Source organism: Anianabacter salinae (assembly GCF_019061145.1).
Lineage (GTDB): Bacteria > Pseudomonadota > Alphaproteobacteria > Rhodobacterales > Rhodobacteraceae > Anianibacter > Anianibacter salinarum.
This window is the reverse complement of sequence record NZ_JAHQZS010000003.1, coordinates 24,751-45,239: the sequence shown is the minus strand read 5'-3', so window position 1 is coordinate 45,239 and position 20,489 is coordinate 24,751. Positions and strand designations below refer to the sequence as shown.

The window sequence follows — 20,489 nt, the reverse complement described above, 5'->3', positions numbered from 1 at the left end:
TTTACGCCATTTCAAGGGGATGAAATGGTGCTGCCGGAGAGATTCGAACTCTCGACCTCTCCCTTACCAAGGGAGTGCTCTACCCCTGAGCTACGGCAGCGCGTGGCGGGGTCTTTACGGGCGTTCGTTTTTCGATGCAAGCGCAATCTGGACGCTTCGGGAGGGGTGCGTTAGAGAGGCGGGAATGGCGGACAAGACGGACAAGAAGCCACCGGCAAAGCCTGCCTCGGCGCGCGACGCGCGGCTCAAGGCGGCCTTGAAGGCAAACATCCAGCGCCGCAAGGCGCAGGCCCGGGCGCGCACGCCGGGCGAGGGGCAGAAGGACAGCTGACATGGACCAGATCGTGGTGACGGGGAACGGCCCGCTCAAGGGCGAGATTCCTATCGCGGGGGCCAAGAACGCCTGCCTGACGTTGATGCCCGCAACCTTGCTGACCGACGCGCCGCTGACGCTGACCAACGCGCCGCGCCTGTCGGACATCAAGACGATGAAGGCGCTTCTGGAATCGCTCGGGGCCGAGGTGCAAGCGTTGCAGGACGGCAAGGTGTTGGTGATGGCGAGCCATGACCTGACCTCGCGCCGCGCCGATTATGACATCGTGCGCAAGATGCGCGCCTCGATCCTTGTGCTGGGGCCGCTGCTGGCGCGCTACGGCGATGCCGAGGTGTCGCTTCCTGGCGGCTGCGCCATCGGCGCGCGGCCTGTGGACCTGCACCTTCGCGGGCTTGAGGCGCTTGGCGCGACGCTGGACCTGCGCGACGGCTATGTCCACGCCAAGGCCCCCGGCGGGCTGAAGGGCGCGGAGTTCGAGTTTCCGCTTGTGTCGGTCGGCGCGACCGAGAACGTGCTGATGGCCGCGACGCTCGCCAAGGGCACCTCGGTTCTGAAGAATGTCGCGCGCGAGCCCGAGATTGTCGATCTGGCCCGCTGCCTGCGCCGCATGGGCGCGGACATCGAGGGCGAGGGCACCGACACCATCGTCGTGCACGGCGTCGCGGCGCTTGGCGGTGCCACGCATCCCGTCGTTGCCGACCGGATCGAGTTGGGCACCTACCTGCTGGCCCCCGCCATCGCGGGCGGCGAGGTGGAGTGCGTCGGTGGATCGCGCGACCTGATCGCCGCTTTCGCCGACAAGCTGGAAGAGGCGGGCGTCGAGATCACCCAGACCAACCGCGGTGTGAAGGCGGCGCACAAGACCGGGCGGATCAAGGCGGTGGACGTGACCACGCAGCCGTTCCCGGGCTTTCCGACCGATCTGCAGGCACAGATGATGGCGCTGATGTGCACCGCCGAGGGCACCAGCGTGCTGGAGGAAACCATTTTCGAAAACCGCTTCATGCATGCGCCCGAACTGACGCGCATGGGCGCGCGGATCGAGGTGTCGGGCGGCACCGCCAGGGTGACAGGCGTTGACCGGCTGAAGGGTGCGCCGGTGATGGCGACCGATCTCCGCGCGTCGGTGTCGCTGATCCTTGCGGGACTGGCAGCCGAGGGCGAGACGGTGGTGAACCGCGTCTACCATCTGGATCGCGGCTACGAGAGCGTCGAGGACAAGCTGTCGGCCTGCGGCGCCAGGATCGAACGGATGCGCGCAGCATGACCGAGGATGCACGTTTCGAGGACGCGGCGGAACGTCCGCTGCGCCTGCGCGCGCTGGACGGCGAGGACCTGCAGGTGATCTCGTCGCTGGTGCAGGACGCGGTGTTTCCGGCAACCGAGATGACATGGCTGCCGAAGGAACGACGCTTTGCCCTGCTGCTGAATCGCTTTCGCTGGGAAGACGCGCCGAACGCCGAGACCCGCCGCCGCGCCTTCGAGAGGGTGCAGAGCGTGCTGGCGGTCGAGGACGTTCTCAAGGTCCGCTCGCAGGGCATCGACCGCACCGACGGCGACACGATCCTGTCCGTCCTGTCGGTCGCGTTCGAGCCGGGCGAAGACTGCACCGGCACGCTTTTGCTGACACTCGCGGGCGACGGCGCCATCGCGCTGGATGTCGAGGCGCTTGAAGTCACATTGAAGGATGTCACCCGGCCCTATATCGCGCCGTCAAAGGCCAAGCCGACCCATCCGGAGTGAACCCGTGCCCCAGTTCCTGAATTCCGCCGACGCCGATTTCGCGGACCGTCTGAACGCGCTGCTGTCGATGAAGCGCGAGGACAGCGCCGACGTGGACGACACGGTCGCCGCGATCATCGCGGACGTGCGGGCGCGCGGCGATCAGGCGGTGATCGACTACACGCAGAAATTCGACCGGCTGGACCTGACACCCGAGTCGCTGGCCTTCACCCCCGACGAAATCGAGGCGGAATGCGCCAAGGTGCCCGCGGACGAAAAGGCCGCACTAGAGTTGGCAGCAGAACGCATCCGCGCCTACCACGCGCGGCAGTTTCCGCAAGACGAAAGCTGGACCGACGACATCGGCGCAACGCTGGGCTGGCGCTGGACGCCTGTCGCGGCGGCGGGTCTCTACGTGCCCGGTGGGCTTGCCTCCTATCCGTCGTCGATGCTGATGAACGCGATCCCGGCGCAGGTGGCGGGGGTCGAGCGGCTGGCGATGTGCGCGCCCACGCCGGACGGCACCGCGAACCCGTTGGTGCTGTATGCCGCCCGGCTGTCGGGGGTGGACACCGTCTACCGCATCGGCGGCGCGCAGGCGATCGCGGCGATGGCCTACGGCACCGAGACGATCGCCCCCGTCGACAAGATCACCGGACCCGGCAACGCCTATGTCGCGGCCGCCAAGCGCCGGGTGTTCGGCCGCGTCGGCATCGACATGATCGCGGGGCCGTCCGAGATCCTTGTGATCGCAGACAGCTACAACGATCCCGACTGGATCGCGCTTGATCTGCTGTCTCAGGCCGAGCACGACGAAAGCGCGCAGTCGATCCTGATTACCGACGATGCCGATTTCGGCTTTGCCGTCGCCCGCGCCGTGGACAAGCGGCTGGAAACGCTCGACCGGCGCGAGATCGCGGGGAAAAGCTGGCGCGACTACGGCGCTGTCATCACCGTCGAGAACATGGGCGAGGCGGCGGTCGTGTCGGATATGTTCGCGCCAGAGCACCTTGAGCTGTGCGTGGCGCACCCCGAGGAACTGGCGGCGATCATCAAGCACGCCGGCGCGATCTTTCTGGGCCAGTGGACGCCCGAGGCCATCGGCGACTACATCGGCGGGCCGAACCACGTCCTGCCCACCGCCCGCTCTGCCCGCTTCTCGTCGGGGCTGTCGGTTCTGGATTTCCTCAAGCGCACGACGATGGCGCGCATGACGCCGGACGCCCTGCGCTCCATCGGCCCCGCCGCCGAACGGCTGGCACGATCCGAGACGCTGGAGGCGCATGGCCTGTCGGTGCGCGCGCGGCTGAACGCGCTCAATGACCTGGAGGGCGAGGCGTGACCCGCATCAGCCACATCGACGTCGACGACGCCAACCTGCCCCCGCCCACGCCCGAGATCGAGCAAGAGCGGCGCGTCGCCGTGTTCGACCTGCTCGAGGACAACAGCTTTGTCATCCCGGCACGCGACGGGCGCGATGCGCCGGACGGGCCGTATCACCTTGGCCTCGCGATCCGCGAGCGGCGACTAGTGTTCGACGTCAAGACCGAGACCGCCGCCGACGTGGCGCAGTTTCACCTGTCGCTTGGCCCGTTCAAACAGGCGGTCAAGGACTACTTCCAGATCTGCGAAAGCTACTTCGACGCCGTGAAAAAGCTGCCGCCCAGCCAGATCGAGGCCATCGACATGGCCCGGCGCGGCATCCACAACGAAGGCGCGCGCATCCTTCAGGAACGGCTGGAGGGCAAGGCCGAGGTCGACATCGACACCGCGCGGCGCCTGTTCACCCTGATCTGTGTCCTGCATTGGGGCGGGTGACAAAGGTGGTCGCAGGCAAACCCCAATCGGTGCTGTTCTGCTGCGACCACAACTCGGTGCGCTCGCCCATGGCCGAGGGGATGATGAAACAGTTCTACGGTCAGGCGACCTATGTGCAGTCGGCGGGCGTCTACAGCCACCGCGACATCGACGGCTTTGCGGTGGCGGTGTGCCACGAGGTCGGGATCGAGCTGGATCGCCACCGCTCGCGCAGCTTCGAGGAAATGCAGGAATGGGGCGACGATCTGTCGTCGTTCGATCTGATCGTCGCGCTGTCTCCCGCTGCCCAGCGGCAAGCCCTGGAACTGACGCGCTTCTATTCGCTTGAGGTGGAATACTGGCCGATCCTCGATCCCACCGGCCTTGGCGAAAAGCGTGAGGACAAGCTGGACGCCTACCGCAAGACGCGCGACATGATCCGGGGCAGAATGCTGGACCGGTTCGGCCCACCGACAGAGGACCAGACATGAGCGAAGACACCATCCGCCGCTACTTCGACGCCTTCAACACCGCCGACACCGACAGGATGCTGGCGCTGCTGTCCGATGACGTGGCCCATCACGTCAACGAAGGACAGGTGCGCCACGGCAAAGAGCTGTTCCGCGCCTTCTGCGATCACATGGCGCGCTGCTACCGCGAAGAGCTGACCGACATCGTGATCTTCTCGGCAGAGGGCGGCACGCGCGGCGCGGCGGAATTTGTCGTGAACGGCACCTACCTCGAAACTGACGAGGGGCTGCCCGAGGCGAAGGGCCAGACCTATCGCCTGCCAGCGGGGTCGTTCTTTTCGCTGAAGGACGGGCTGATCACGCGGGTAACGACCTATTACAACCTTGCGGACTGGACCCGGCAGGTTTCATGACGCTGCGCTTCGAGACGCTGACGGGGGCGGCCATCGATCCCGTGATCGACGCGCTGGCCGACCTGCGGATCACTGTGTTCGCCGACTGGCCCTATCTGTACGAGGGCGATCCGGATTACGAGCGGCGCTATCTGGCCAGCTACCGTGACAGCGCGGGTGCGATTGTCGTCGGCGCCTTCGACGGGAACCGCCTTGTCGGTGCCGCGACCGGCACGCCGATGGAGGACCACGAGGAGGACTTTGCCGCTGCCTTCGGCGGCACGGGCTATCACCTGTCGCAGGTGTTCTACTGCGCCGAAAGCGTGCTGCTGCGCGCCTACCGGGGACAGGGCGCGGGACATGCGTTCTTCGACCGGCGCGAGGATCATGCGCGGCGCCTTGGGTTCCAGCATTGCGCCTTCTGCGCCGTGATCCGGCCGGACGATCACCCGGACCGGCCCGCGAACTATGTTCCGCTTGATGCGTTCTGGCGCAAGCGCGGTTATGCGCCACTGGACGGCGTTGTGGCCCGTTTCGGCTGGCGCGACCACGGCGAGACGCAGGAGACGAAGAAACCGCTGCAGTTCTGGGCGAGGCCGCTGTGATGCGCGTTGCCGCTGCCGCCTACCCTCTCGACTGGCACGACGACTGGTCGTCCTACGAGGCAAAGATCACGGCCTGGGTGGCTAGGGCCGCGGAACAGGGCGCGGACCTGCTGGTCTTTCCCGAATACGGCGCGATGGAACTGGCCTCGCTGGGCGGGACGGACATCGCGGGCGATCTCGCCGCGTCGCTGGACCTGGTCGCAGGGATGCTGTCGAAGATTGACGCGCTGCACGCCCGGTTGGCGCGGATGCATGGTGCGGTGATCCTGGCCGCCAGCGCCCCGGTGCGGGAGGGCGACACCTTTGTCAACCGCGCGCGCCTGTTCACACCTGACGGATCGGCACATCAGGACAAGCAGATCATGACCCGGTTCGAGCGTGAAGTGTGGGGTATCTCGCCGGGCGGGCCACTGACCGTGTTCGACACCGCACTGGGCCGGATCGGAGTGCTGATCTGCTACGACAGCGAGTTCCCGCTTCTGGCCCGCGCGCTGATCGAGGCGGGCGTGGAGATCCTGCTGGTGCCGTCCTGCACCGACACGCTGGCCGGATTCACCCGCGTGCGTGTCTCGTCGCAGGCCCGCGCGCTCGAGGGGCAATGCGTCGTGATCCAGTCGCCCACCGTCGGGGCCGCGCCCTGGTGCCCCGCCGTCGACGAAAATGTCGGCGCCGCCGCGATCTTCGGCCCGCCCGACCGCTGGTTTCCCGACACCGGAATCCTTGCCGAAGGCACGCTGAACACGCCGGGCTGGACCTATGCAGACCTGTCCGATCACGCGGTCAGGCAGGTGCGCGCGGATGGTCAGGTTCTGAACATGACGCACTGGCCCGAACAGGCCGCGCGCCTGTCCCCTGTCAAAACTGTCGCCCTGACGCGCGAATAGCCTTGAAAACCATGGCAGATAGGACCATTTAAGCGCATCCCGGCCAGCGTGCCGGGGCGTGCAACAACGGAGTGACCATGGCCAAGGAAGAAATGCTCGAATTTCCCGGCGTCGTGAAGGAACTCCTGCCGAACGCGACATTCCGGGTCGAGCTTGAAAACGGCCATGAGATCATCGCGCACACGGCAGGCAAGATGCGAAAGAACCGCATCCGTGTTCTGGCTGGCGACAAGGTTCAGGTGGAAATGACCCCCTACGATCTGACCAAAGGTCGGATCAACTATCGCTTCAAGTAAGGCGTTGGCCCCGGACGCGCAGAGCCGCGCGCCCAAGCGGCTTGTGCTGGGCTCTGGCAGCCCGCGCAGGCGCGAGCTGCTCTTGCAGCTTGGACTTGTGCCGGATGACATCCGCGCTCCCGACATCGACGAGACGCCGCTGCGCGGCGAGCTTCCGCGCGACTATTGCCGCCGCATCGCGCGCGGCAAGGCCGAGGCGCTGATGCCCGCCCCCGGCGAGGTGATCCTGTGCGCCGACACGACCGTCGCACTGGGGCGCCGCATCATGGGCAAGCCAGCGGACAAGACCGAGGCTGCGGCGTTCCTGCGGCTGCTGTCGGGGCGCAGGCACCGCGTTGTCACTGCCGTGGCGGTGCGCGACACTGGCGGCCTCCGCGAGCGCGACGTAGTGACAGCGGTGCGGATGAAGGTCCTGTCCGAGGACGAGATCGCCGCCTACATCGCCACCGGCGACTGGAAGGGAAAGGCGGGCGCCTATGCCATCCAGGGGCCCGCAGGCGCCTTCATCCCGTGGATTCAAGGCAGCCATACCGGCGTCGTCGGCCTGCCCGTTCACGAAACCGCGCAGCTCTTGCGCGCGGCAGGCATCACCATACCGGGAGAGCACCTGTGAAGGGTTCCATCGTTGCGCTCGACCATTGGCGCGGGCGCCCTGCCGCTGCGCTGATCGTGGACGGGATCGTCGAAGACCTGATCGTGACGCCAAAGGACGAAAGCGTCCTGGTGCCGGGTACGATCCTGCGCGGCATTGCAGACCGTCCGCTCAAGGGCCTCGGCGCACTCATCGTCAAGCTGCCGGGCGGCGCGACCGGCTATCTGCGCGATGCCAAGGGCCTCGCGCCCGGCGACGCCGTTCTGGTGCAGGTGTCGGGTTATGCCGAGCCGGGCAAGGCCGTGCCTTTGACCTCCAAGCTGTTGTTCAAGAGCCGCTACGCCATCGTCACCCCGGATGCACCCGGCCTCAACATCTCGCGCCGCATCCGCGACGAAGAGGAACGCCTGCGCCTGAAGGACATCGCGCAGGACGCGATGGACGGAAGCGCTGCGGGCACGATCCTGCGTTCGCAAGCCGAGGGGGCCGGTGATGACGCCGTCGCGGGCGATCTGGCCACGATGCGCAGCGTCGCCGAGGCGGTGCTGGCGGACCGCGCGGGCAGCGCGGCAGAGTTGCTGCTCGACGGCCCCGACCCACACGAGATGGCCTGGCGCGACTGGGGCAAGCCGGACCTTCTGGCCGAGGCGCGCGGCAGCTTTGCCGATCACGGGGTCCTCGATGCGATCGACGGCTTCCTTGCGCCGATGGCGCCTCTGCCCGAGGGCGGCCACCTGTACATCGAGCCGACGCGCGCGCTGGTGGCGGTGGACGTCAACACCGGCGCCGACACCTCGCCCGCAGGCGGGCTCAAGGCCAATCTTGCGCTCGCCCGCGAATTGCCGCGCCAGTTGCGCTGCCGCGGCCTTGGCGGCCAGATCGTGATCGACATGGCCCCCGCACCCAAGGCGCAGCGCAAACAGATCGACCAGGCCCTGACGGCGGCCTTCCGCCGCGACAGCGTCGAGACAAGCCTTGTCGGCTGGACGACCATGGGCCACATCGAAGTGCAAAGGAAACGCGAACGCTGCCCGCTGACGGAGGCCTGATGACCCGCTGCCCGATCTGCAAACGCGAAACCCATGCCGACTACCGCCCGTTCTGCTCGCGCCGCTGCGCCGACGTGGACCTTGGGCGCTGGGTGACAGGCGCCTACGCGATCCCGGCCGAGGACGGGGGTAGCGACGGAGACTTGGATGACGACGGCGAAGATACGGACACGAACGGCCCCCGCATCCACCACTAGAAAAACCCGCAAAACCCCTCTGGACACCGCTGCGGACCAGCACTAAACCACCCCAACCCGAGCGGTCCCCGCTCGCCCGTGCCCGGGTAGCTCAGGGGTAGAGCAGTGGATTGAAAATCCTCGTGTCGGTGGTTCGATTCCGCCCCCGGGCACCACTATTCAAATAATGTTAATTACTGGTGTGGGGTCATAGTCTTGCCCGTTCTCAGCTGGACACCCGCAACAACCTAGCGGGATCGGTCGTATCGTGATTCACTCGCTCCACAGGCATGGATGAGGAGCGGGTGTATGGATCAACGGAGTTTCTTCGGTCTGACGGAACAGCTTGAGGCTTTGTCCAGGCATGGCGATCCGCTCGAGGTTCTGCATGCGACGGTGGATTTCGAGCATTTCCGCGGCTGGCTGGTCGAGGGTCTGGGCTACGGCGACGGCTCGAAAGGCGGCCGCCCGCCGTTCGATCCGGTGTCGATGTTCAAGGCGCTGATCCTGCAGGCCCAGCACAATCTGAGCGACGCCAGGATGGAATTCATGATCCGGGACCGGCTGTCGTGGATGCGGTTCCTGGGCTTTGACCTGGGCGCGCCAACCCCTGACGAGAACACGATCCGGCACTTTCGCAACCGGCTGACCGAGACCGGAACGCTCAAGCGGGTGATGAAGGCGTTCGACTGGCAACTTCACAAGAAGGGATACATCCCGATGTCGGGGCAGATCGTGGATGCGTCGCTGGTCCCGGCGCCGAAGCAGCGCAACACCGATCCCGAGAAGGCCGCGATCAAGGCCGGCAAGACCGCCGCCGAGATCTGGCCGGACGCGCCGGACAAGGCCGCCCAGAAGGATACGAACGCGCGCTGGACCCTGAAAATCGGCGGCAAGATCCGGTATCGCCCGGATGGCAAGCCCTTGCCGCAGATCGCGCTGCCTGTCTTTGGCTACAAATCCCACATCAGCATCGACCGGCGGTTCGGGTTCATCCGCGAGAGCGCGGTGACATCGGCGGCGGCCCCGGACGGGCGCATGCTGCGACAGCTTTTGTCCGATGAGAACACGTCGATGGAAGTCTGGGCCGACAGCGCCTATCGCTCACAAAGCAACGAGACATGGCTGTCGAAAAACGGCTTCATCAGCAGCATCCACCGCCGCAAGCCGCACGGAAAGCCGATGCCGGAGCGCACCCGTGCCGCCAACTTCAGGAAATCTTCGATCCGTGCCCGCGTCGAGCATGTCTTCGCTCATCAGAAAAATCGCTTCGGCCTGTTCATCCGCACCATCGGACTGGCCCGAGCCGAGGCGAAACTGACCCTCGCCAATCTCGCCTACAACTTCGACCGCCTCGTCTTCCATGAACGCCGAGCCGCCATGGGATGAGTCCGTCCACAGACCTCCAATGTCGGCAAAGCCGGGACCTGATCGCCTAAATCCAGGCTGCAAGGCGCCGCCTCATGCCATCCCGACGCCAGCGGACAGAAATCTGGTAGGTTCTTGCGGGTGTCTAGTGGTCTGAGCGAGACGGAAGAGTCCGTTTTAGGATTCCCATGGTTGGGCGTGCGTGCGAGTCTGCGGACATGCGCACCGGTGTCAGTTTCAGTGTCTCGTCCAGCGACCGTCAGCGATTGGAAGCGATCGTCGCGGATGGCAACCGTCCCCAGAAACATGTCTGGCGGGCCCGGATCATTCTGCTGAGCGATGACGGGCTCGGCACCGCCGCGATCATGGCGGCGACGGGCAAGTCCAAGACCTGTGTCTGGCGCTGGCAGGAGCGGTTCATGGAGGAAGGCGTCGATGGCCTTCTGCGGGAGAAGACCCGGCTGCCCGGCATTCCGCCGACGCCGACCAACAAGGTGGCCGAGATCGTGCGCCTGACCCAGGAGCCGCCGCCGCACGAGGCCACACACTGGACGCTGCGGGCGATGGCTACGCTCAGTGGCGTTGCGCCATCGACGGTGCGCGGGATCTGGAAGGCACATGGGCTGAGCCCGCATCGCTGGCGTGCGTTCAAGCTCTCGAACGATCCGAAGTTCGTGGACAAGCTGACCGACGTGGTGGGGCTCTATGTCGATCCGCCCGCGCATGCGGTGGTGCTCTCGGTCGATGAAAAGTCGCAGATTCAGGCGCTGGATCGAACACAACCCGGCCTGCCGATGAAGAAGGGCCGGGCCGGAACCATGACGCATGACTACAAGCGCAACGGCACCACCACGTTGTTCGCCGCGTTGAACGTCCTCGACGGCACCGTGATCGGCAAGAACATGCAGCGCCACCGCCATCAGGAGTTCATCCGCTTCCTCAACGAGATCGAGTGCAGCGTGCCGACCGGCAAGGAAGTCCACGTGATCCTTGACAACTATGCGGCCCACAAGCACGCCAAGGTCCGCGCATGGCTGGAGCGGCATCCGCGATGGACATTCCACTTCGTGCCCACCAGCTGTTCCTGGCTGAACGCCGTCGAGGGCTTCTTTGCCAAGCTGACCCGGCGCCGTCTGCAGCGCGGAGTGTTCCATTCCCTGGTCGACCTCCAGGCCGCCATCAACCGCTTCATCAAGGAGCACAACACGACCGAAGCAAAACCATTCCGATGGACCGCGGACCCCGACCGCATCATCGCCGCAAGAAACCGAGGGTTCCAAACGTTGGATTCAATCCACTAGCTTAACCTTTTCGGCGATTAGTTTTTTCGTCGAGCCCGAGAGCGTCTTGAACAAATCCCTGCTCTTCCGTCGCCGGAGCTCGGAAGTGATCTCATCGCCAGATATGAGAGGGCCTAGATACTGTTCGGTCATGCCACATGTCGCTTCTGATTCAATATACTGTAGTAAGCACGGAGAAGGCACCTATATGCAACGGATTCGTCGCGCCTAGGGCTTGGTTTGGTGACAAATGGCTAGCCAGCCCTTGCGACCTGCCCATGAACTTTCATTCAGCTGCGACCGGAGTCCGGTGGGTGTTGGGCCGGACTCCGATCGACGATGGCGGAAGAAACCTGTTGCAGGGCTATATCCACCGTCGATCCGCCGGACCCGTGCCACCCAGTAGATCGGGCCACAGGGCGATTTCAGAATCCCGATGTGGCGGCAATACTCGAGGATGTTCCAATACGGCGATCGACGCTCAGGAAGCGCCAGGATCGCTGCGGCTGTGCTGAGATCTGGTTTCGGCATGCTGCGGCTCGTTACCCTCCTGTTCGCTTAGGACGGCGCGCGCTTTGTCGGTGAGCCCGTATCGCTCAACATATTCGAGAAGGGCCTCTTCGAGCCGTCGTTCTCGATCACAGGCCACAGCGGTCCTCCGATAACCTGCGCCACTGAACCCGCAAAAGGTTAACATCCGGTGAACGGACAAGCGGGTCAGCCGCTGGTGAGGCATTCGCGCAGCTGAAGCACCAAGCGGCACGGAGGACCCTCACATGACCTTTTTCAAAGAAGCCGACGATTTCTTGCGGACGGAACACCGCATCAACCCGTGTAGATTTGCCGAGCCCGATAGGATCGAGGCCCTCGCATTCAGGCCCACGCCCTACTGGCATTCGCTCTACCAATGCCGACATCTCGGCATACACCGCCCCGATGACAGTATGTGCAACTGGACAGCGCGGATCCTGACGAAGGACAAGCTCTACAAGCAGAAATGCGTCGGACCGGCCCTGGATCTGGGTCACGGCGCAATCGAGTATCGGGTCGCGCTCGCTCGTGCCCTGGAATGGTTCGCCTCCGGGGCTGTCATGTCGCTGGCGAACGAGCCTCGAGCCTTGGGACGCATGAGCGATGTCAGCGTCTGCCCGATCGGAGATGTCTACACCGTTGGCCATGCGCTCAAGGATTACACGGACTGGACGCGCATGGCCCGCTCTCCCGGCGGTCACTACAACAGTATCGTCCTGATCAACTACCACCTCATTCCGAACTTCGCGAACCTGCCGCTCGAGGAGTTCTCGGCGCGCCATCTCAGAGACCTTGCCCAGCAAGTGCTGGAAACAGCGCCTCGGTTCGGGTTCATGGAACGGCGGCAGCGGGTCGGGATCGATACCCTTACGGCGGACGAACTCCGCCGACGAAAGCGGACGTTCAACTCGCTGGTCACGATTCTGAAGATGGCTTTTCGCCATGCCTGGGACAATGCGGCGCTGCAATCGGAACGCCCGTGGCGCTGTCTCAAGCGCATTCCGGTCAATCACTCGCCCCGAACCATTTTTCTCGATCGCGACGAATGCAGACGGCTCCTGGAAGCATGCACACCAGCCTTGAAAGATCTGGTCCTCGCAGCGCTTTATTCTGGCTGTCGGATCGGAGAGCTCGGCAGCCTCATCGTGGATGATGTGGGACGGCAGGGCTTCGGCCTGCGCATCGGCGCCTTCAAGCGCTCGCCCGCGCGCTTCGTGTTCCTTCCGGACGAAGGCATGGCGTTCTTCCTTGCGAAATGTGAGGGCAAGTCCGGGCAAGATCACGTGCTTCTCTCCGACATGGGAAAGCCCTGGCGCCGACAGCACAGCCAATTGTTTCGTCGCGCCGTTGCGAAAGCGGGCCTCCCGAGGGCTTTGGTGTTTCATGGGCTGCGACATACCTACGCGAGCGACCTGATCCGCGCCGGTGTTCAGCTAGAGGTCGTCGCAAAGCAATTGGGACATGCCAACACGATGACCGTCAGCAACACCTACGGACACCTCGCCGAGCAATACCGAGAGGAACAGATCCGGACGAAATTCACGCCCTTGAGCGAGGAACAGCATCACGGAATGCGCAAACGTCAGGGTGAGCTGGATCAGCTGTGGTCCACCCTCCAGAAGACGAACTGGCGCGACTATGCCGCCCTGGAGATGGTCAGCTCCAACCCGCGGAAGACATTCGCCAGCCCAGCCCCCGAGGTTGCCGAGATCTTCGAACGAGCGCAGAAAGGCAGCCTGTTTCGCGCGCAATGAAGCGCGGTGGATTGAGATTGAGGGATCCCTGCGCTACCCGACAAGCGCACAAGAGCTTGATCCAATTGATATGACATCATTTCAAATAAGCGTTCCGATCACCTTCCTGAAGAGAGTGATCGCCTTCATGGCATTCGCGGCATCCGTCACCTACGGCAGTGTCACGAACGCCGACACACCTGTGGTCCCGGCTGGTCAGATGTTCACCTGCACGCCGACCCATGTCTGGGACGGCGACGGTCCGATCTGGTGCAAAGAGGGTCCACGACTACGACTATCGGGCATCGCCGCTCGCGAACTCGACGGGTCTTGCTCACCCGGCCATCCCTGCCCCCAAGCCCGCGCTGAGGACGCACGATCCGGGCTGGTCAATCTGCTTGGTGGCGCCAAGGGCACGGGCACGCACGGACATGTCCTTGTCAGAGGGCCAGCGCTTCAGTGTCGGTCGGATGGATCCGCCGGCGGGAACCGCACCGCCGCATGGTGCGTCTCGCCGGTCTCTGGCAACATCAACTGCGCGATGGTAGCAAGCGGGCTTGCGGCAAGATGGGATCGCTATTGGAAAGGACATCGCTGCTAGGGCTTGCACTGCTCCCCAAATCGCCGGGCTGGACCAACATCTTCTGCCGAGTGATTGTGCAGGTCTATCTCACGATATTGGGAAAATTATGGAAATCCTGCCCCTTGGCGTCTGGCTCGATCTGCTCGGGACCTTTGTGTTCGGCATCAGTGGTGCGCTGGTGGCCGTCCGGCGCGGCCTCGACATATTTGGGATCGCGGTCCTCTCGATCGCAGCCGGTCTCGCAGGCGGCATCATCCGGGATATGATCCTCGGCGCAACGCCGCCCCCGGCATTCGAGGAATCACGCTACCTTCTCACCGCTCTCGCGGCGGGCATCTGCGTTTTCTTCTGGCATCGGGTTCTGGAGCGCTTGAACAAGCCTGTGATGGTGCTGGACGCGCTTGGTCTCGGCGTTTTCGCGGTGAGCGGCTGCCAAAAATCGCTCCTGTTCGGGCTCGACCCGCTTCCGTCGATCCTGCTCGGGGTTCTCACGGCCGTGGGCGGCGGCGTGGCGCGCGATCTTCTTGTCGTCGAGATCCCGCGAGTGCTGCGCGATGAGGTCTATGCGCTCGCCGCAATGGTCGGCGCCGTGATCGTGGTTGCCGGTGCGGCGCTCGACCTGTCCGCGACATGGACCGCCGCGATTGGTGTCGTGGCAGCCTTCTCGATACGTGTGATCAGCGTCTGGCGTGGCTGGCGCGCGCCGCGCGCTCCAAGGTCGTGATCCAGTGGGCGGACACAACAAGGACGGGCTCTTGTCGCGACAGGCTGAGGCCGAGGCCAGTAGATCGATCTATTCTGCTCCGCTGTATAAGGGGAATGACGCCGAATGCCGATCCTCCTGAGCGACGCTGCCATGGCTGCTCGCACACCAGCTAGGACTTCCTGCAACGGGAAACACAGGCGCGCGGACAGGGGTCACATCCCGAGCACCTGCTTGTTGGCATCCGGCTCTGCTGCGTCGACTAGGCTGCTCGATCCGCAAGCCTGCCGACATCTGGTCCGGATGGAGGTGCGTTGTCGTTGTCGAAAGCCAGGGTTGCCAGGCGCACCTGCTCTGCACGATCGACTTCCCTGCCCTTTCGCGCTGCCGAGATGAATACGAAGACCGTCGCGACAAGGAATCCGACGCTTAGGATGTAGATTGGCGACGAGACCAGGCTGAAGCTGGGATCCACTGAGGTCAGGGTGGCATTGGCGGCAAGCACCAGTCCGGCAATGGGCAGGGGAAGCAGGCCGACGAAAATGGACACGGAGATCATGAACAGGGTCTCGGAGGCTTGCCAGCGGCCCGTTTGGCCTCTGGCGCTCAGATACCTGCAAAAGCCCATAATGAGAAAACAAAGACCACTGAACGTGGCGATGAGGAGCGAGTTCATGGGAGTCCCTTGTCTTGGGTGGGGTTGAAGTGTTCTTGGCTCTCCCGGTCACCGGACACCACGGAAGGTGGGATCGGCACAGGGAGAGATCGTATGAAAGTCGTGAGCAGGACTGGTGTTCGGCTGCATGGTTGGATCGCTAGAGGGACGCGGTAATCCAGTTGCCGCGCGCGGCGCAGACGACGCCGGGCGACCTATCCTGCCAGCAGATACCCACCGCCGAAGACGACGCCCATCACCAGCAGAAAGACCGCCCAGTGCAGAAGCAGTTCCGTCGCTGAATTTGTGGTCGCCGCAGTTCTCGCCCTGCACGTCGCGCATTCCTGTTCGGCCGCCGGAATCGAGGTTCTGCAACCGCTGCAGATACTTTCAGCCTGCGCGTTGTCCTGCTGCGCCGAACGCGGGTTCGGGGGCGGGGTGTAGTTCGTGTTCAGAATTGTCTTCGTGAGGGGATGGAAGGTGTATTCCACGATCTCGTGCCTTCAGAAATCGCTCTCAAGGGCGGTCCTGCGCAGGCTTGCGCACCGGACACCTTGAGCGATCGTGCGAGATCCGGACGGTCAGTTGTCTTGGTCACCGTCCCGGGCCCCACTCTCGTGGAGATCAGTGCTCGCCGAAGCGGTTCAAGGGCGTCTCTGAGAAAGGGATTTTTTCCTTGCCGCTACGTGGCCAAGTCGAAACGCAGGAACCACGAGGCAGGTGACGCACGGGTGGCTCTGGAAGCAGTGAAGAGAGACCGCACAGCATCGAGTCTTGCCGCCGAATATGGGCGCATCCGACGAAGATCCATCAATGGAAGCCACGAAGGTGCAAGCCACTGCCAACCCCCAGAGTGGTAACGTCGTTGAACCTTGCATCTCGCTTCAGCAGCGAAGTGGACGGAAAGACAGCCAAGGTTCCTGGCTGGCAATCTGCGCTGGGCCGGTATCAGCAACAAGATGGGAAAATGATGTCCCCCATCGCCTTTAAGTGTCTGTGACGAACAAGAGTCCGACGCGGTCGGCGATGGTCTACAATCCCTTGAGCAGCACGCCTGCAGCAAGGATGACATAGGCAATCGCAAGGGCCCAGACGACCGAGATACCCACGTCGGGGATCGCGACGCCTAGCAAAGGCAAGAGCCCGATGAGGGCAAACACAATCGAAATGATGAAGACAACGAACCGAGGAGGAGAAAGGCGCATGGGACAGCTCCGGACGAGGTTCAGATTTGAAACCGACATTCCCGAAGTGGCCTGCCGCTCATCTGCACGGTTGCGTGATGCAGCCTTAAGGATCAAGCGTATTCGCCGCCTTCTCGTGACGTGGGCGCGAAATACCTGGAACCAGCCGGATCGAGACATACCCCCCTGCCGTGGTGCCGCAGTGGCTCTCTCTTTTTTTTGCGTGTCGGACAGACCTATCGGGTATCTGCGGTCCGGTATGGTGGGGGTCGCAGAAGTTGGTCGCCCCGCACTTGGCCTCCCAGGCTCAAAGCCAGCGGCAAAGCCGCTGCGGATCGAGTGACACAGCATACCGGGCACCAGAATGAGCAGCCGTTGTGGAACTTGCAGCGACCACGCGCGTTGCCTGTCTGGTCGACGTGAGCGTCGCGAACCGCGACGCCAACGATTTGACCTCAAATGGGAAATATATCATGTCCATCAAAACCGCTTTTGGCGTGGCGATTGCCGCGGCCCTGTTGTCGTCGGCTGCCTACGCCCAGACCACCACCACTGCATGGACCGATCTGAACCTGCGCGCAGGACCCGGCCCGCAGTTCGAAATCATCGGCGTGATACCTGCGAACGGCGAAGTGACCGTCGAAGGCTGTCTTGAAACGGCAAGCTGGTGCAAGGTCAACCACGTCGGCATGGATGGCTGGGCCTCGGGCGACTATCTGACCACCATGGTCGATGCTGTTCCAGTCGCGATCTATCCGAACCGCGCGGCCGTTCCTGTGAATACCGTTGTCTATACGAATACGACTGATACTTCGGCCGGCACCACGGCGGCAGGCGGTCTGACAGGTGCACTCGCCGGCGCGATGATTGCCGGGCCGGTGGGAGCAGTGGTCGGCGGCATCATCGGTGTCAGCGCCGGTGCGGCAGCCGATCCGGGGCCGACCGTGACAACCTACGTTCGGGAGAACCCGAGCGAAGTCATCTACCTCGACGGTGAAGTCGTCGTCGGGGCGGGCGTTCCCGAAACCGTGACCCTGTCAGAAGTGCCCGAGAGCACCTTCTCCTATGCCTACATCAACGGCGTTCCAGTAATCATCGAGCGTGAAGGGCGGCGTATCGTGCAGATCATTCGCTGAACGCCAGTTTCTGAGCGTTCAGTCTGAAGTAAGAAGGGCGGCTCGCAGTGCGGGCCGCCTTTTTTCGTTGCCGACACTTGGTCCGGCGAAGGTCGCCCTGCGCTGCTCTCCAACCTTGGGCCGCCGGAAGCTGGAATTTTTTCCGGTAGAGCACCGATGATCCGGCCACACTAACCTATGTAAGGGCGCCAGCATTGATCTCAGAGTAGCGCTAGCACATTTGAGCGGTCTTCGCTCACGCATTCAAGGAACGCCAAGATCGTGGCCGAAGAACGAAGTCTCACCACGAACCTGACTGGGTTCGAGCTCTCTCAACATGTGTCTGGGGGCAGCGACCACGACTCGATCGTGCTCAGGACGTCTCCGGAGGCAGGTCTCCTCGGCTTGGATCCCTGGAACGAGGCGGCTGGGCTGGTCGCACGGGCCGAAGAGTCCGAGACCCCCTATGGCATAGAGCGATGTCTCTTGGACGACAGTCGCCAGCGCCTTGAAACAACGGAACATGCTGTCCCGCTTCGCGTCGAAATCGGACGGCCCACGCTTTCGAAGACTCGTGGCCAACCACAGGGATACGTTACGCCACATGACGTCGCGGCACCATCGCGAGATCAGAGTGCTCTTTGGCGCATGGAGGAACGCTTTTGGACAAGTGGCCCTGATAACGCGAGAGCAACGACGGCCCATGACGCAGTCATGATATTCAAGTATCCCCCCGGAATTGTTCAGGGCGACAACATCTGGAACCATTTGGCTCGAAAGACAAGCTGGCAGACCGTCGTGATGGCAGAGCGCCGGGTCCTGAGATGCGACGGGATCGCCATCCTCACTTACCGCGGCTCGGCGGAGAAGCCTGGCTCTCCCGTCTACGAGGCACTTTGCGCCTCTTCATATTCGCATCATCAGGGGACTTGGCTTCGGATATCCCACCAGCAGACTCCGATAAAATGACCTGCCATTTCAGGTCTTCTGCCGGTTTGTTGAGAGGCTGGAAATGCACACTCCAGCCTTTGACGAAGTTCTGCGAAAATCCTGATCTGGGTTAGTGCGGCGGAGGATAAGAAGGCGCCTAAAGCGCCGTGCCCGCCGAACATTCGGCGGCGCGATTTCCGAGTGCCCAGGAAGCGTGCAGTCGCGTGGCCCCCAAGAAAAATCCGCGGGACCGTGCGCTTCTTGTTCTCGGAATGTCCACGAAAGGACAATCCTTATGACTCCCCAACAGACCAAAACCGCCGAGAAGATGACCTCCGTCAAGGCCGCATGGGACAAGGCGCCCGCCGGTCCGAAGAAAGACGCGGCTCTCAAGCACTATCAGGCAGCCGAGAAGGCAAACACGGCGAAGAACGACGCCGACACCAACAAGGAACTCGACGCGGCGACTCACGCTCTCGCGTGACCGACCACGCCTGAGATGATCGCCCGGGTCGCCTGCCGCATATCGGCAGGCGGCCCTCAGGTTTGAGCCATGGCGCGGACTTTTTCCGCTCTTCGAAGTCGGACGCACACGGTTCTCGACGAAAGCGCATAGCATTGAATGTTTTAGGGACTTCTTTCCTCGCCTCGTTCAGTTTCCCCTTCACGCTCTAAAAGAGCCCATTCCGCAGCGCGTTCGAGGACAAGTCTGGCACCTGCAAATCTCCGCTGCCCCGAGACCAGAGATGGCTTGCGCCTTTGCGCACTCGACAGCGGCCCTTTTGACCTCATGCAAAGAGCCCGCCCTGGCGCGCGCCAAGACGAACTTCGACGCGGGCGGCGCCTACCTGCGCCGCACGGAGTTCCCGCCGTCAAGTATGCCGTTGATCAACACCGCGACGGCCGCATGCATCTCAAATTGTTCGGAATCAGGGGCGAATTGATGCGCCGCGGCCGCATCCTTGAGTATGCCCACGATTTCCTTTTCTGGGAGGATGTTTCGATCGTTCAGCGCCAGCAAGAGGGATTCACAGATTGACAGAGCTGCCGTTCCGGCGACGTCTTGAGGGAGTGGCATGGTCGGCTTCGCTTTCAGGTCAGGTTAAGAGGAACCCTGCTCCGTCGGAGCGCAGCGTTCGTTCGTGATCCTATGCATTGCCTGCTCGTCGAGACTGATCCAAAGCAGCCCATGAGACAAGTTTTTCAGGTTATTCGTAAACTCAGACCAGACACCGCCACACAAGGGGGGAAAGCCGACGTGTCGATCCTGCAAAGCCCTTTGACGCGCAAGCTTTCCGCTTTTGTGGCCCTGTCCAGCACTGATCTCAAGACGCTTGCGCGATATCACAGCCGAAGACGGGTTTTTCGGGCAGGCCATGAAATGATCCATGAGGGCGAACGTAACCAGTCTGCCTTCATCCTGGCAGAGGGCTGGGCCTGCTCGTTCAAGCAGCTTGCGGACGGCGAACGGCAGATCGTGGACGTCCAGATACCGGGCGATTTTCTCGGCCTGCGCAGCATCCTGTTCCGAACTGCGGACCACAGCAGTGAAGCGTTGACACGGATCGAGGCGTCAGAAGTCCTCGCGGCAGATATTTTCGACAGCTTTGCAGAAGCGCCAAGGCTTGCGACTGCCGTGCTCTGGGCGGCGTCACGTGATGAGGCAATGGTGGTCGAGCACCTCGTCAATCTCGGCCGCCGCTCGGCCGAGATGCGTATGGCGCATTTCCTCTTGGAACTGAGCACCCGTCTCCATCTGGTAGGGATCGGCGACAGGACCGGCTTCGATTGCCCGTTGACGCAGTTCCATTTGGCGGATGCGCTGGGGCTGAGCGCCGTGCACGTCAACCGCGTCTTGCGGCATCTTCGTGAAGAAGGGCTGGTAACCTTCCAAAAAGGTCATGTCGCCTTCGACGATTTTTTCGGTCTGGTGGCTCTTTCGGGCTTCAATACGGATTATCTGGATCAGGACGGCCCCCTGCTCCGCTAGGAGGACTTTCTGATCTCGATGATGCGACCATGTTGTTTACCGACATGCCACTTGCAGGATTCGATCCGGAACATCCTCCGCCGCCTATTCCACCGCGCTG

Annotated in this window: 24 protein-coding genes and 2 tRNA genes; 21 read left to right on the top strand and 5 right to left on the bottom strand. The window is 63.2% G+C overall.

Annotated features, from left to right (window positions below):
• Positions 1–25: 25 nt before the first annotated feature.
• Positions 26–100 (bottom strand) — tRNA-Thr (locus KTJ87_RS09105).
• 84 nt (positions 101–184) lie between these two features.
• Here KTJ87_RS09105 and KTJ87_RS09100 point away from each other — a divergent pair.
• The 18 genes from KTJ87_RS09100 to KTJ87_RS09015 all read left to right on the top strand — a co-directional run bounded on the left by KTJ87_RS09100 (position 185) and on the right by KTJ87_RS09015 (position 14,536).
• Positions 185–331: a hypothetical protein gene (locus tag KTJ87_RS09100; protein ID WP_267138805.1), complete on the top strand. Its 147-nt coding sequence runs from the start codon at positions 185–187 to the stop codon at positions 329–331.
• A gap of 1 nt (position 332) precedes the next feature.
• Positions 333–1,601: a UDP-N-acetylglucosamine 1-carboxyvinyltransferase gene (murA, locus tag KTJ87_RS09095; RefSeq protein ID WP_267138804.1), complete on the top strand. Its 1,269-nt coding sequence runs from the start codon at positions 333–335 to the stop codon at positions 1,599–1,601.
• Positions 1,598–2,077 carry a DUF2948 family protein gene (locus tag KTJ87_RS09090; protein WP_267138803.1) on the top strand — a complete coding sequence of 160 codons (480 nt, stop codon included), beginning with the start codon at positions 1,598–1,600 and terminating at the stop codon, positions 2,075–2,077. Before murA ends, KTJ87_RS09090 begins: the two co-directional genes overlap by 4 nt.
• A gap of 4 nt (positions 2,078–2,081) precedes the next feature.
• The gene (gene hisD / locus KTJ87_RS09085; protein ID WP_267138802.1) at positions 2,082–3,398 is read left to right on the top strand and encodes a histidinol dehydrogenase; all 1,317 of its coding nucleotides are present in this window, start codon (positions 2,082–2,084) and stop codon (positions 3,396–3,398) included.
• Complete coding sequence (locus KTJ87_RS09080) at positions 3,395–3,874, top strand: UPF0262 family protein (protein WP_267138801.1); 480 nt, start codon at positions 3,395–3,397, stop codon at positions 3,872–3,874. Before hisD ends, KTJ87_RS09080 begins: the two co-directional genes overlap by 4 nt.
• A gap of 68 nt (positions 3,875–3,942) precedes the next feature.
• Complete coding sequence (locus KTJ87_RS09075) at positions 3,943–4,344, top strand: arsenate-mycothiol transferase ArsC (protein ID WP_267139247.1); 402 nt, start codon at positions 3,943–3,945, stop codon at positions 4,342–4,344.
• Complete coding sequence (locus KTJ87_RS09070) at positions 4,341–4,736, top strand: ketosteroid isomerase-related protein (RefSeq protein WP_267138800.1); 396 nt, start codon at positions 4,341–4,343, stop codon at positions 4,734–4,736. Before KTJ87_RS09075 ends, KTJ87_RS09070 begins: the two co-directional genes overlap by 4 nt.
• Complete coding sequence (locus tag KTJ87_RS09065) at positions 4,733–5,320, top strand: GNAT family N-acetyltransferase (RefSeq protein ID WP_267138799.1); 588 nt, start codon at positions 4,733–4,735, stop codon at positions 5,318–5,320. Before KTJ87_RS09070 ends, KTJ87_RS09065 begins: the two co-directional genes overlap by 4 nt.
• The gene (locus tag KTJ87_RS09060; protein ID WP_267138798.1) at positions 5,320–6,204 is read left to right on the top strand and encodes a carbon-nitrogen hydrolase family protein; all 885 of its coding nucleotides are present in this window, start codon (positions 5,320–5,322) and stop codon (positions 6,202–6,204) included. The genes KTJ87_RS09065 and KTJ87_RS09060 overlap by 1 nt, the downstream gene beginning before the upstream one ends.
• Positions 6,205–6,281: 77 nt before the next feature.
• Complete coding sequence (gene infA / locus KTJ87_RS09055; RefSeq protein WP_011455993.1) at positions 6,282–6,500, top strand: translation initiation factor IF-1; 219 nt, start codon at positions 6,282–6,284, stop codon at positions 6,498–6,500.
• A gap of 4 nt (positions 6,501–6,504) precedes the next feature.
• Complete coding sequence (locus tag KTJ87_RS09050; protein ID WP_267138797.1) at positions 6,505–7,113, top strand: Maf family protein; 609 nt, start codon at positions 6,505–6,507, stop codon at positions 7,111–7,113.
• A complete protein-coding gene (locus tag KTJ87_RS09045) occupies positions 7,110–8,141 on the top strand; it encodes a ribonuclease E/G (RefSeq protein WP_267138796.1) in 1,032 nt (343 codons plus the stop codon). The genes KTJ87_RS09050 and KTJ87_RS09045 overlap by 4 nt, the downstream gene beginning before the upstream one ends.
• Positions 8,141–8,338 carry a DNA gyrase inhibitor YacG gene (locus KTJ87_RS09040; RefSeq protein ID WP_267138795.1) on the top strand — a complete coding sequence of 66 codons (198 nt, stop codon included), beginning with the start codon at positions 8,141–8,143 and terminating at the stop codon, positions 8,336–8,338. The genes KTJ87_RS09045 and KTJ87_RS09040 overlap by 1 nt, the downstream gene beginning before the upstream one ends.
• Positions 8,339–8,418: 80 nt before the next feature.
• Positions 8,419–8,493: transfer RNA gene (locus KTJ87_RS09035), tRNA-Phe, on the top strand.
• A gap of 133 nt (positions 8,494–8,626) precedes the next feature.
• Positions 8,627–9,706 carry an IS5 family transposase gene (locus KTJ87_RS09030; protein WP_267138794.1) on the top strand — a complete coding sequence of 360 codons (1,080 nt, stop codon included), beginning with the start codon at positions 8,627–8,629 and terminating at the stop codon, positions 9,704–9,706.
• Positions 9,707–9,903: 197 nt separating this feature from the next.
• Positions 9,904–10,986, top strand: a complete 1,083-nt coding sequence (locus tag KTJ87_RS09025; protein WP_267138793.1) for an IS630 family transposase — start codon at positions 9,904–9,906, stop codon at positions 10,984–10,986.
• A gap of 755 nt (positions 10,987–11,741) precedes the next feature.
• Positions 11,742–13,250, top strand: a complete 1,509-nt coding sequence (locus tag KTJ87_RS09020; RefSeq protein WP_267138792.1) for a tyrosine-type recombinase/integrase — start codon at positions 11,742–11,744, stop codon at positions 13,248–13,250.
• A 668-nt stretch (positions 13,251–13,918) separates the two neighbouring features.
• Positions 13,919–14,536, top strand: coding sequence for a trimeric intracellular cation channel family protein (locus KTJ87_RS09015; protein WP_267138791.1), 618 nt, complete (start codon positions 13,919–13,921; stop codon positions 14,534–14,536).
• A 241-nt stretch (positions 14,537–14,777) separates the two neighbouring features.
• On the opposite strand, the gene KTJ87_RS09010 is transcribed toward KTJ87_RS09015, so the two are convergent.
• The 3 genes from KTJ87_RS09010 to KTJ87_RS09000 form a co-directional block, all read right to left on the bottom strand.
• Positions 14,778–15,191 carry a hypothetical protein gene (locus tag KTJ87_RS09010; protein ID WP_267138790.1) on the bottom strand — a complete coding sequence of 138 codons (414 nt, stop codon included), beginning with the start codon at positions 15,189–15,191 and terminating at the stop codon, positions 14,778–14,780.
• A 194-nt stretch (positions 15,192–15,385) separates the two neighbouring features.
• Positions 15,386–15,661 (bottom strand): hypothetical protein, encoded by a 276-nt coding sequence (locus tag KTJ87_RS09005; RefSeq protein WP_267138789.1) that lies wholly within the window; start codon positions 15,659–15,661, stop codon positions 15,386–15,388.
• Between the two features lie 540 nt (positions 15,662–16,201).
• Positions 16,202–16,375 (bottom strand): hypothetical protein, encoded by a 174-nt coding sequence (locus KTJ87_RS09000; protein WP_267138788.1) that lies wholly within the window; start codon positions 16,373–16,375, stop codon positions 16,202–16,204.
• Between the two features lie 356 nt (positions 16,376–16,731).
• Between KTJ87_RS09000 and KTJ87_RS08995 the strand changes: the two genes are divergently transcribed.
• Entirely contained in the window at positions 16,732–17,490 is a 759-nt protein-coding gene (locus KTJ87_RS08995) for a DUF1236 domain-containing protein (RefSeq protein ID WP_267138787.1), read from the top strand.
• Between the two features lie 1,204 nt (positions 17,491–18,694).
• The gene (locus tag KTJ87_RS08990; RefSeq protein WP_267138786.1) at positions 18,695–18,883 is read left to right on the top strand and encodes a hypothetical protein; all 189 of its coding nucleotides are present in this window, start codon (positions 18,695–18,697) and stop codon (positions 18,881–18,883) included.
• 360 nt (positions 18,884–19,243) lie between these two features.
• Here KTJ87_RS08990 and KTJ87_RS08985 read toward each other — a convergent pair whose 3' ends face one another.
• Complete coding sequence (locus KTJ87_RS08985) at positions 19,244–19,477, bottom strand: hypothetical protein (protein ID WP_267138785.1); 234 nt, start codon at positions 19,475–19,477, stop codon at positions 19,244–19,246.
• Between the two features lie 180 nt (positions 19,478–19,657).
• Between KTJ87_RS08985 and KTJ87_RS08980 the strand changes: the two genes are divergently transcribed.
• Positions 19,658–20,389: a Crp/Fnr family transcriptional regulator gene (locus KTJ87_RS08980; protein ID WP_267138784.1), complete on the top strand. Its 732-nt coding sequence runs from the start codon at positions 19,658–19,660 to the stop codon at positions 20,387–20,389.
• Positions 20,390–20,489: the final 100 nt, after the last annotated feature.